The organism is Streptomyces sp. NPDC019224, assembly GCF_040632605.1.
Taxonomy (GTDB): Bacteria; Actinomycetota; Actinomycetes; order Streptomycetales; family Streptomycetaceae; genus Streptomyces.
Genome location: NZ_JBEYCF010000021.1, coordinates 12,331 through 24,431, shown reverse-complemented (window position 1 = coordinate 24,431; position 12,101 = coordinate 12,331). Strand labels below are relative to the sequence as shown.

Genomic DNA, 12,101 nt, shown 5'->3' with positions numbered 1-12,101 from the left:
GCGTTCTCAGCGTTGCCTCTCCAGGGTGAGGACAGCTTTGGTGATGACGCTCATACGGTTGGGGCTGATGCGGGATCTGCGGAAGATCTGCCAGGACTTCAGCCGTGCCATGCCTCGTTCGACGGGTGCCCGGGCCTCGGACAGGGCCCGGTTCACGGTTCGCTCGGTGAGTGTGAGTTCACCGCCCGGCGGGCGGCGCTTGGCGGTGGTGACCCAGTCGCCCGCACCGATGTAGGCCATGTCGGCGAGGACCGGGACCCCCTGGCGCGCGCAGATCCGGAGGATCTTGTGGGTGCGGGCGGCCGTCAGATCGTGGGTCCGGCCCGGCAGCGTTGGCGACAGCCACAGAATCTGCCCGGCCGGGTCCGTGACGACCTGCACGTTCACCCCGTGCGGTTTGTGTTTCGAAGAGTAGTCGGCACTGCCGTCACCGACGCGGTCGCACTCGGCGAGCGTGCCGTCCAGGAGAACGAACTCCGGGTCGTACACGCGCAGCGTCTTCAGCAGACCTGGCGCCTGCTTGGCGAGCAGATCGGTGACCCCGGTGACGTAGGCGTGGGCGGTACCGACGGATATCCCGAAGGCCGTGGGGCAGGTCGAGTGCGGCAGGATACGGAACCAACAGGGCTCCTGTGCTGCTGAGTTGAGACGTCGAAAACCTCCCTCAACGGCACGGGAGCCCTGTTGGTTCCGTATGTTGACCCAACACGGCCCATCACCCGATCGGTGGCCACGCTGAAAACGCTCACTGCTCGCCACTCAAGTCCATCGGGTGTCGTTGGCCTGCGCGCCTGCGGCTCCCCCACCTCGGCTTCCCTTCCCTTCTTGGGGGGACCACCTCCTTTGACAATGCGGAGAAGGTCTCCGTATCGTCGGAGCGAGTGAATCGGAGACACTCTCCGTTTTGATCTCGTCTGGAGGGCCGGCCGTGTCAAGCCGTCAGATGCTCCTGTGCATGCAGTTCACCAGCGGTTACGGCGCCGAACCCGGGGCGTGGCGCCTTCCTGGGGCGAACCTGCGCAGCTATACGGACATGGATCAGTTCGTGCGGTACGCGCAGGCAGCCGAGCGGGGCAAGATCCAGCTGTTGTTCTTCGCGGACACTCCGGTTCTGGATGTGGATCTCGATCATCAGGTGCCGCATTTCGCGATCGATCCGTTGCTGGTGATGACGTCCATAGCGCGTGAGACGGAGCGGATCGGGCTGGTCTCCACCGCTTCCACCACCTTCAACGAGCCCTACAGTCTCGCCCGCCAGTTCAAGGCGCTGGACGTGATCAGCCACGGCCGGGCCGGCTGGAACGCGGTCACCACATCAGACCCCGCCGCCGCGGCGAACTTCGGCCGCACCGTCCCGCCGCGGGCGGAGAAGTACGAGCGGGCCCACGAGGTGGTGCAGATCGTGCAGGCGCTGTGGGGGAGCTGGGAGAAGGACGCGTGGGTCCTGGACGTGAACGGCAAGCGGTTCGCCGACATGGACAAGATCCAGCCGGTCGGTCTTCAGGGCCGCCACGTCGCCTCTCGCGGCCCGCTGCCCATTCCGCCCTCCGAGCAGGGCCAGCCGGTCATCTTCCAGGCGGGCGGCGGCGGATACGGTCTGGAGCTGGCCGGTCGCTACGCCGACGGCGTCTACGCCAACCCCTACACCGTCGAGGACGGTCAGGCGCAGCGGCAGGCGCTGCGCGATGCCGCCGAGCGCGCCGGGCGGGACCCGGACGAGGTGAAGATGTTCGCCGGTTTCATGCCGTCCATCGCCGGCTCCCGCCGGGCCGCTCTCGACCGGCGGCGGTTCCTGGACGAGTCCGTGGATCTGCGTCAACGCGTCCGCTACCTCGGTGCCATGATCGGCCTGCCGCTCGGCTACGGGCAGATCGACGAGCCGCTGACCGCGGACCAACTGGCCGATGTCGTACCCAGCCCGCACGACCCGCGCTCCGCCCGTGCCCTGGAGGTGGCACGGGAGGGCTGGACTCTTCGCGACGTACTCGCCCACGGCGTCATCGACTACCACCCGGTCGTGACCGGCACCGCCACCGATGTGGCCGACCACATGCAGCAGTGGTTCGAGGCCGGGGCCTGCGACGGCTTCTCCCTGGCCATCGACGGGTACCACGACGGCGTCGACGCCTTCGTCGACCGGGTCGTCCCGCTCTTGCAGGAACGCGGCCTGTTCCACCTCGACTACGAGGGCCTCACCCTGCGTGACCACCTCCATGCCCGCGAGCAGTACGGCGTCGACCCGCGCGTCACGGAAACGGCGGACCGGTGATGTCCACCAGCGCGTCGCCGCGATCCGGCGCCTCGGCGCAGCAGGCGTGTCCGCCCTGCTCCGCCCGGCACTGCAGGTGATGATCACCGAAACCTGCCCGGACCGCTTGGTTCGGGTGCACCTCAAGGAAGCAAGGAGTAACGATGCCGGCGCTGGGAATCATCGGAAGCGGCAACATCGGGTCCGCGGTCGCACGGCTGGCGGTGGCTGCGGACATCGACGTGGTGATCGCCAACTCACGCGGTCCTCGGAGCCTTACGGACCTCATCGAGGAACTGGGGCCGCGCGCCACGGCAGGGACCGTCGAGGAGGCCGCCCGAGCCGGGGAGGCGACCGTGCTCAGCATCCCCCTGACCGCGTACCGCGACCTGTCAGCCGGGCTCCTGGCGGGCAGGACCGTGCTGGACACCGGCAACTACTACCCGTACCGCGACGGGCGGATCACTGAACTCGACTCCGAAGAGGTGACCACGGCCGAGCTGGAACAGCGGCTTCTGCCCGGTGCGCTGCTGGTCAAGGCGTTCAACAACATCCTGGCCCACCACATCCCCCAGCTGGCCCGGCCCACCGGGGCCCCGGACCGCAGCGCCCTGCCCATCGCCGGCGACGACCCCGACGCGAAGACCCGGGCGGCAGAACTGATCGGCCGGCTCGGCTTCGACACGGTGGATGCCGGAACCCTGGACGAAAGCTGGCGTTTCGAGCCCGAGGCCGGCGCCTACACCCGTATCTACCTGGCAGATCCCGAGACCCCGGCCGAGAGCATGCTCCAGGCTCCCGCGGCACCCCTGCCCGCCGACAAGCTGCGCGACGCGCTGCGGACGGCCCGGCGGGTGAAGGTGGCCGCGCGAACCTTTTGACAGCACGTGTGCGGCGGCGCCGTCACCCTGTGTCCTGTCTGCGCGCCTCGGGCCTCGACGTCGACCGACGCCGGGGCCCGAGGCGTGTGGTTACCCTTCGCCGCTCCCGGAAGCCGTGCTCCTCGTGGGAACCTCCCACCCGCTGCGCATGAGGGAGACGAGCGCGTCGGGCGACGACTCGTCGGCCATGGCGGCACCGCGTGCCCAGGCGGCGGCCAGCGTGCTGAGGAACAGGTCGCGCCCCCGCACCCAGGAATGCGCACTGCCCTCACGCTGGGCCGCGCGGAGGAAATCCTCGGTGGTCGTGACGAAGCCCTGACAAGTGAGGGCCAGAGGGGACGTGCCTTCGGTCAGCGCGGCCCGCAGGGGGTCGGGCAGGCCGTCGAAGGCGGTCACCCATTCGCCCACCGCCTGAAGCCACTGGGCGAGCGCGGCGCGGGAATCGGTCACCTCGTGCTGGATGGCGACGCGACGTGCCTCCAGCTCTTCGTCGCGGGCCTGCAGCAAGGCGGCCAGCAGCGCCTCCCGGTTGGGAAAGTGCCGGTAGAGCGTGCCCGGGCCGACACCGGCCCGCTTGGCGATGGCGTCCATGGAGCCGGTGATGCCCTGCTCGGCGAAGAACTCCTGGGCGACCTCAAGGATGTGCGTGCGGTTGCGCTGCTTGTCCGTCCGCTGCCGGCGTCCGCCGGTGGCTGCATCACCCATGCCGTTGCACCTCTCATTGGCCATGCGGAGAGCCGCTGTCCCCGCCCGTGAAACGGAGACCATCTCCTTATGAGTTCCGATGCTACTGCCGGCCTCGGCGGGCATCAGCATCTTCCAGGGCGGCAGGTTGACGCCACGGTACCTACGAGCACCGCGAAGCGCCGCCCTTCACGGTCGAAGCGAGCCCGGCGAGGCATGGACCGACGTGCCGAGGCTGCTTGCGGCCCGGACACCGGTGGACGAGAAGCTGAAGATCGAGGTGGAGGAGCTTCCCGCCGCAGGCCGAGGGCGCCGACCCGGAGTCGAAGTCGGCACTCGGCAACCGGCCGCTGCTGCCCAACGGCAACGTCGCGGGGTTCCTATCGGTAGCACCGTCCATGATCACCACGCTGGACCCGTTGTCGGTCTTCCAGGCCCCGGAGCAGTTCGGTGATGCCCACCGCGAGAGCGGTGTCGACGTGCGGTACTGCCCGGCAACCCGGTGCCCGCAGGAGCCCCCGGCGCGGGACGTGCGGTGCCACGGGGCCGGGGTACGGTGCTGGGCGGCAACGCGGGGCACAGTTGGTAGTGCTGCTCATCCGCCGGCGGCGCGTCCGGTGCGAGCAGAGGCACGATCTGCGGGAGGCCCTCCCCAGCCTCGGCCCATGGTCCCGTCGGCCCTTCCGCGGACCGCTCCAGGACGACGTCGTCGCCCGGGCCTTCACCGGTGCGGACCCGAGCCGGTGTGCCGCCGCCTTCCTCGCAGTGGTCGGGGAGAAACGCCAGGACGTCCCTGTCTCCAGGTCTTTCGGACGTGACCATCGACAAGTCGGTCAATGGCTCCGGAATCCTGGCCATGGGCGGGGCGCGCGGCAGCGCGAACCTGAGCGAGGTGACCATCGCCAACTCCGCAGAGGGCGACATTTTGGTCGAGCCCGGTTCCCAGTTCGTCATCAAGGGGCCGCGAACTCGATGGCCGTGGCACCCCGGCAGGGGGGAGCGCGCGACTGACGAGTCCCCCCGGGGTGGCCGGCTCGCCCGGTCACCCCCGGGGCTTGCGCAGCCGGCCGCGGCAGATGGCGTGGACGTAGCTCTCCTCGGCGAAGCGCCCCCGGAAGAAGGCTGTGGCCCGGATGGGGAGTCGTCGCACAGGCCGGGCGCACACGGTTCGGCGCCGAGGGCCGGACGCCCGTCCGTCTGCAGTGAGGCGGCCCATGCCTGGACCTCACTGCTGGTGACACGCGACCGCCGATTACCGTGTCACGGGCGTGTCCGGTCAAGGATTCGCTCGTTCCATGGGGTATGAGCGAGCGAGACGATCCGAAACGGCTGGACGTCCCGGACCGAGGCGGCCCCGGGCCCTCCGAGGAGGCCGTGTCCCTCGACAGCGTGGAGGCGGTGCTCATCGAGCACTACTCGCGTCTGGTGCGTCTCGCCTATCTCACGCTGTCGGGTGACCGGGGCCGTCACCGCCGCGTCCTTGACGCGCATCGCATCGTGCAGCGAGCGCTGCCGCGCCTGGCACGCCGTGTTCGCGTCGGAGCCGCCGGAGACATCTACGGCTGGCTGCGGGCCCATGTCATTCGCTCGGCACTCAGGGCGGGCACGCTGCACGGCGTGCCCACCGTGGTCGGTCTGCGCCTGTTTCCACGCGCCGGCGGAGTGGCCGAACTCGATCTCGATCGGCGCCTGGCCGCGATGACACCCCCCACCAGGGCGTCGTACGCACTGCTGGTCCTGGAAGGGATGTCCGAGGCCGAGGCCGGTCGCGTCACAGGCGATCCGGCAGCAGCGCGAACCGCTCGCCTCTTGCGCGAGCGGCTGGGGCCCGGTGGTGAACGTGCCCTCGAATCGAGCGAGTTCGACCCTTGCGTAGTGCAGACAACGCCGGACGATCTTCTGCGCCGGCGACGCAACGGTCGCCTGGTGGCCGTCGCGGGCGCCATGGCCGTGCTCACCGGATGCGCGGTACTCGCAGCGCAGCTGCTGCGCCCGGCTCCCTCCACGCCGGCGAATCCGGCCGCAGGGCGGCCCGCCGCCTCTGTGGCCCTCGATCCCCGTCACCTGATCCGCGGCGACGCGGACACCTGGGCGGACACGTCCCGCGTCGATTTGACGGCCTGGCCGGCCCGCGGAGACCTGGTCGGCGACGACGGCCTGCTCTCACGTGCGCTGCGTGTGTGGGACCACCCCGCCCCCTCCGTGCGGCGCACGATCGCTCCCGGTGCGACGGCTGAGGGACCGGCACGCTCCCCCCGACTGCTGTACGCGGGGGAGATGCAGAAGTACAGGATCGTCGTCTTCCATGACGGGGAGCGCATCATTCGTTACACCGAGCCCACGCGAACCGGTGGCACGGAGGTGACACTGGACATCGCTCTCGCCGACGGTTCCAACGTCACTGACGGCTCGGCGCTCACACTTCTGCGGGGGTCCTCCTCGGCTCGGTACCTGCTCGCTCCCTGGATCTCCGAAATCGGTCTGCGTGACCTACGTGCCCCCGACCACCTCCCCAAGCCGCTGCGGGTCGCCGGGGGAGTGACCCAGTCCGTTCCCATCCCGCCGAAGAAGGGGTGCGGTACGTGGCCCGCCCTGCAGTTGCGCTCGTCGGCGAAGATCGTGGAGAACCACCGCTTCCTGCTCACCGACCTCGGCGCGCTTTCCCCCGCCCACCTCACCTACCAGCCTCTTCCGGGCGGAGGGGACAGGAAGCGCCCGGGCGTACGCCCCGTCGAGGCCACCGGCTCAGCCGCTCTTCTGGCGTGGTCCAAGACCTCCTGCGATCTGCCACAACTGGAATCCGGTGTCCGGGCGGTGAACACCTGGGACTTCGCCGGCCAACAGCTTCCCGGCGGCGGCAGGGGTACGTGGAGCTGCATGCGAGCCGACACGTGGCAGGGCCCCGGCCGGATCATCATCGGGATGCGGCCCGATGGCGGCCGGCCGCTCGAGGCAGGTGCCGCTCGTAACACCGCCGACTGCTCGCGTTTCGGCCAGCACCTCGTGGCATCGATGATCTACCGCGACGGAGACGGAAACCGCTACTTGCTCGCCGCGGGCTCACGGGGTGTCACCAGCCTGACCGCAGGCGGAAAAACCTCCTCCACCCGCACACTCGTCGTACGGAACCCCGCCACCACCACGGTGGAGGCCCGCACCCGCACCGGCCTGCTGATCAGCCCACCCGGCACCGGCTGAAGCCGATGGTTGCCGGATCTCCCTCCCCGGCCACGCCTGATGGTCCGGTCGGTCCCCGTGTGCCTGCCCGGCTGGTAGGAAGCGGAGAGTTGCGGGGAAGGATGTCGGCGTGAGCGAAGAAAACCAGGACGTTCCGGACGCCGCGCATCAGCGTCCCGAGGGAATGAGCGACAAGACGGTGGGGGCGCTGGGGGCGCTTTCGAAGGCGCTGGAGACGACGGAGCGGGCCCGGGGCGCGCTCTATGAGTTCCACCAACTGACGGGCACCGCCGACTTCCAGGTCGGCGACGCGGTACGCCTGCTGCGGGAAGCCGGCCACGGTGCGGAAGCCGATCTGGTCGAGCGGGAGGTCCTCGGTCGCAACGTCATCCCCGGCCACTGGACCTTCCAGATCATCGAGGCGTACAACCGCACCTACTACCGCCCCTTCGCCGGCCTCGAACACCGCTTGGTCCACGACCTCGCCCAGGGCCGTGACCACCTCCACGAAGCCGAACTCAAACAGCGCCGCCGCTCCACGAACGGAACCCCTGACCCCACCTCGTAACAGGCCGGCGGGTTGTTCGCCGGTACGCCGGCGTCGGGTATCCCGGAAACCGCCAGGACGGGCGGCCCTTGTTCCAGCATGCGGGGATGCGGGCATGCGGTGCACTGTGGTGCGAGGCGGCGAGTGCACAGGTACCGGCCGAGGGCGAGCGGGTGCGCCACACACCCGAGGACGCGGGCGGGCGACCCAGCCCGCACCGCCGTGGCGGGCCGCCTGATCGTGACCCGCATCGGCCGGTCCCTCGCACCGCGGAAGCGGGGGCGCGTGCCCCGGCACGTTTCGGCGGCACCGACCCCGGAGCCCCCTTCCCGATCGGCTGAACCCCTGCCGACGGGTGCCTGGCCCGGCGTTGTCGGTCCCTGCTGCTAGCGTCGCCACCATGGCAAATCGTTCGTATCTCTACGCCGCAGACTCGATGCCGGACGAGGCGGAGCTCCCCAAAAAAATCCGATGCATATCCGAGCACAACTGGGACATTCCGCTCGCGCACAAGCTTATGGTGGGGCGCGGAACGACGATCGTCCCGTCCATGATCTGGAGCCCTCCCATCGGCATCGCCGCCGACTACGCCGACGGGGCGAACCTGCTCCGCGACCTCCTGCACGCGGTCGGCAAGGGCCTGGAGGACGATGCCGCGTTCGCCGAGTGCGTGGCCAGGACCACGGCCCACCTCGAGAAGCAGCAGGCGAAGTACTTCATCCTCGAGACCGGGGAGATCATTTCGATGGAGGGAGACGATTCGGCGGCGAGCGTGCAACGCCTGGTCTCCGAGGAAATCCCCCACAACGTGACCAAGGCCGAGGCGGCGATCGCCGGCCGGAACGACGACTGGCTGACCTCACTCCGGGCCGACTGGCAGAGCCACTTCGCATCCTTCTACAGCGAGACGCTCTACTTCTCTTTCCCCGGCTGACCAGACTCCGCCGCTGCACACAGCGATGCCGCCGGAACCCCCAGCCGGGCCACCCGACGGCCGCGCCCACGGCCGTCTCGACAGCGTCGGCGACACCCGAACGGTTCGGCTTCCGGCTCGCACGCCGTACGGACGGCCTGCACCTGCGGTTCATGCCGACCACCCACCCGAAGACGGCGCAGAAGAACCGACCCACCTCGCCCCTGCCGGAGGAACGTACGGGGAGACCGAGGTGGCGCGCTTGCCCGCGCTCCGTGCCCCACGGGCCGGCATCGGTCAGGGGGAGGTCCCTTGGGATGTACCGGCCGATCCGGCGGGCAATGAGTTCCGCGTACTGCGCCCCGGTCCCCCCGGCGCGCTTGCCGACTCCGGCCTCGTCGCGATCCGCCTCGACCTCGCGGAGAGGACCGCTCCGCACAGTGGGCCTTCTGGCAGGACCAGGCCGACTGACACACGGCCGAGTCCCGCGCCTGGGATGTCCGACCGCGGCGGAGGCCCGCCGGTGCGGTCTCGCCGGTGATGGGCCGCCCGCGGCGCGGAAGGAGACGCGGAACAGGGTGCGGTGGGAGGTCACCCAACGTGGCCGGGCGCCCGGCGAGTTCATCGACGCGAGGGGGAACGAGTTCCACGTCACGGGGCGGCCTTCCGCCGTGCGTCGGCCCTTGGTCCGTCTGCCAGCACATCGGAGCGGCTGTCACACCTCACCGATAAGGTCACGACGGGGCAGAGGGGGTGCTGGTGACAGTGCTTCACCTGCGAGGGGGGACGGACCGGAGGGCGGGCCGCCCGCTTCGGCCATGCCACGACGCGGGTCCCCGTGCCGACCGACCGGGAGTCGTATCTTGCCAAGAACCACGTTTCGCGCACTGACCGTCGTACTCGCCGCGGGGATGGCCATGGGCACCTCGCTGCCCGCCTTCGCACTGTCCGGGCAGAGACCGGCGCTGCCTTCCCTCGACCAACTGACCACGGGGGACCGGCCCTGCGATGCGGTCACGCCGACCGCGGTGCGGGTCTCACCCGCCCTCCGGGCCGTACTGAACGACCCCGACGGCGATCCGGTCAGCGCACAGTTCGAGGTCACCTGGACCACCGAGGGCTCCACATCACCGAGTCGTCTGCGGGCCGTCACCACGTCCAAGGCCGGCGGGTCGTCGTTCTCCTGGACGGTCCCGGACACGGTCCCGGAGGGGCCGGTCAGCTGGCGGGTACGGGCCAAGGACGCCGATGGCTACGGCCCCTGGAGCGACTCGCTGCACCAGGGCCGGTGCCAGTACGTCAAGGACGTCCACGCACCGGCCGCGCCTCAGGTCACCTCGCCGGACATACCGCTCGGCAGCGACGAGTGGGTGGACGCCGTGGGGCGCTACCCGGCCTTCACCTTCGCCTCGTCCTCTCCCGACGTCACCGCATATCGCTACGCCTTCGGCGTGGGGGCGGCCCCGGCCACCGCGCGACCGGACGAGCCCGGCGGACCGGTGACCGTGCGGCTGACGCCGCCCTCCCCGGGAGTGACGACCCTGGAGGTCCAGTCGGTCGACGGGGCGGGGAATGTCAGCGAGCCCACCCGGTACACCATCCGGGTCGGATCGCCCGCGGGTGACGTGGCCCGGTGGAAGCTGGACGACCCAGTGGGCTCCATGACCGCCGAAGCGGCTGCCGGCGGGACACCGGCCTGGGTGAAGGCGGGCGTCACCTTCGGTGCCGAGGGCCCGAGCGGTACGACCGCCGTGGGTGCCGCCGCATTCGACGGCTCCTACGGCGCCGGTCTTGTGGCCGAGACCACGGCCGCGGACTCCACCAAGACCTTCGCCGTCAGCGCGTGGGTCCGTCCCGAGGACATCGACCGGGGCATGACGGCGGTCAGCCAGACCGGCTTCCTGGCACCCTCCAACTTCACCCTCGGCACGGCCTCCGGCGAGGACGGACAGCTCTCCTTCACCTTCTCCCTCCCCGGGACGGACGGGGCGACCCGCATCACAGGCGGCTCCCCGACGCCGGGCGACTGGTCCCACCTCACCGGCGTCTACAACCCGGTGACCGGGACCGCGCAGCTCTACGTCGACGGCTCCCTCGCCGCGTCCGGCGATGCCGCCGTCCCCGACGGCACCACTCAGGGATACCTGCAGATCGGGCGCGAACTGGAGGACGACGGCGCCCACTGGACCGGCGCCTGGCACGGAGACATCGCCGATGTCCGCGTCTGGGACCGGATCGTGCTGCCCGACGAGATCGCCGACATCGGCCACCGCACACCGCAGCGCACCGGGTACTGGGCGATGAACACCGTGCGCACCGACGAGTCGTACACCGACACGCCGGAGGCCGGCGGAAGCCAGAGCCTCATCCTCTCCGGCGACGCCCACCTGGACACGACCGACCCACTGACCGGCGAGGGCAGTATCTCGCTCGACGGCGAGGGTGATCACCTCGACAGCGACGGCCACCAGGTCGACACCGACCGGAGCTACACCGTCACGGCCCAGGTACGGCTGCACCAGTGGCTGCCCGAACAGGACATGGCGATTCTGGCCCAGGGCGGCGACGAGGCCGACGCCTTCACCCTGCGCTACCGGGGAAGCGACACCACCTGGGAAGCCGTCTTCGCCCACGCCGACACCGCCGACGCAGCGGCGACCACGTTGACCGCCCCCTACAGCGAGGGCACGCACCACCTCGCGGTGCAGTACGACAGCAAGGCCGGCCAGGTCCGCCTCTTCGTCGACGGCACCCTCGCCGACAGCGCCCCGTACTCCGCGACCGACGCCTGGAACGCCTACCGAGCGCTCCAGGTCGGCCGGGACGGCGACGGACAGGGCGGGTCCCACCACCTCGACGGCGACGTGGACGAAGTGCGCACCTACGCCGGCCTGTTGTCGCCGACGGAGATCCGTCGGCTCTCCGAACCGGGTGAGCACCCGGACCTGTAGAACCGCGGCCCGCTCGCAGCGCCCCCCTGCGAGCAGGCCCCCAGGAGCACGCCGAGCAGGTGTTCCCGGCCACTGCGAAGCTCCGTGCGGACGGCACCCACGTGGTCTTCTACCGCGACGACCACGACAGCCTCCACTTGTTCAACCGGGCCGATCGGTTCCTGCCCCACGGCTGGTGTCCGCTGCCGCCCCTGCAGGCCTGCGACAAGCGAAACGCCTGCCTGACCTGCTCGGTCTTCGTCACCGATGCCTCCCACCAGCCGGCTCTGGAACGGCAACCGGCTGAAACCGCCGCTCTGATCAACCGCAGCACCACCGTGTTCCAGGAGCGGTACGGCCGACCGATGCCCGGGGACAACGTCTGGCTCCTGCAGCGGCGAGCCGAGCACGCGACCCTCACGGAACTGCTGGACATCCTCCGATCCAAGCCCGGCCGGATGGTCCGGGGCGCCGGCTGCGGCGCCGAACCCACCTGCCCCGTCCCTCTCACTCTCGATCTTGACCGCCACCGAAGGACTCGGCCATGACCGACGCCCGCACCAGGCGCACCCAGGTTCTCGCTGCCGCCGCGAAGGCGAACTCACCCGCCGCGGAGGAACAGCACTCAGTTCCCCAGTGACGGCCCAACCGATCAGCCAACCATGCGGCATGCTGACGGATTCGTATCGGCGTATGCCCGAACGTCGTCAGTGAGGTACAG

Annotated in this window: 8 protein-coding genes and 1 pseudogene; 7 read left to right on the top strand and 2 right to left on the bottom strand. The window is 70.2% G+C overall.

Translation table 11 applies throughout. The features are described 5' to 3' along the window. Window positions 1-6: 6 nt before the first annotated feature. Window positions 7-582: pseudogene (locus tag ABZ564_RS15915) on the bottom strand (transposase family protein); the annotation flags it as partial. 373 nt (window positions 583-955) lie between these two features. Here ABZ564_RS15915 and ABZ564_RS15910 point away from each other — a divergent pair. Both ABZ564_RS15910 and ABZ564_RS15905 read left to right on the top strand, forming a co-directional pair. Beyond that, on the top strand, window positions 956-2,269 hold the full coding sequence (locus ABZ564_RS15910; protein WP_360855806.1) for an NtaA/DmoA family FMN-dependent monooxygenase: 1,314 nt from the start codon (window positions 956-958) through the stop codon (window positions 2,267-2,269). A 143-nt stretch (window positions 2,270-2,412) separates the two neighbouring features. Further along, window positions 2,413-3,129: an NADPH-dependent F420 reductase gene (locus tag ABZ564_RS15905; protein WP_360855803.1), complete on the top strand. Its 717-nt coding sequence runs from the start codon at window positions 2,413-2,415 to the stop codon at window positions 3,127-3,129. A gap of 90 nt (window positions 3,130-3,219) precedes the next feature. Here ABZ564_RS15905 and ABZ564_RS15900 read toward each other — a convergent pair whose 3' ends face one another. Then, window positions 3,220-3,834 (bottom strand): helix-turn-helix domain-containing protein, encoded by a 615-nt coding sequence (locus ABZ564_RS15900; protein ID WP_360855801.1) that lies wholly within the window; start codon window positions 3,832-3,834, stop codon window positions 3,220-3,222. 1,281 nt (window positions 3,835-5,115) lie between these two features. Between ABZ564_RS15900 and ABZ564_RS15895 the strand changes: the two genes are divergently transcribed. The 5 genes from ABZ564_RS15895 (at window position 5,116) to ABZ564_RS15875 (ending at window position 11,928) form a co-directional block, all read left to right on the top strand. Beyond that, window positions 5,116-7,011, top strand: a complete 1,896-nt coding sequence (locus tag ABZ564_RS15895; RefSeq protein WP_360855798.1) for a hypothetical protein — start codon at window positions 5,116-5,118, stop codon at window positions 7,009-7,011. Window positions 7,012-7,174: 163 nt separating this feature from the next. Continuing rightward, complete coding sequence (locus ABZ564_RS15890; protein ID WP_360855963.1) at window positions 7,175-7,558, top strand: hypothetical protein; 384 nt, start codon at window positions 7,175-7,177, stop codon at window positions 7,556-7,558. A gap of 379 nt (window positions 7,559-7,937) precedes the next feature. Beyond that, on the top strand, window positions 7,938-8,471 hold the full coding sequence (locus tag ABZ564_RS15885; RefSeq protein WP_360855796.1) for a hypothetical protein: 534 nt from the start codon (window positions 7,938-7,940) through the stop codon (window positions 8,469-8,471). 842 nt (window positions 8,472-9,313) lie between these two features. Further along, entirely contained in the window at window positions 9,314-11,401 is a 2,088-nt protein-coding gene (locus ABZ564_RS15880; RefSeq protein WP_360855793.1) for a LamG domain-containing protein, read from the top strand. A gap of 59 nt (window positions 11,402-11,460) precedes the next feature. Next, entirely contained in the window at window positions 11,461-11,928 is a 468-nt protein-coding gene (locus tag ABZ564_RS15875) for a hypothetical protein (protein WP_360855790.1), read from the top strand. The last annotated feature ends 173 nt before the right edge of the window (window positions 11,929-12,101 follow it).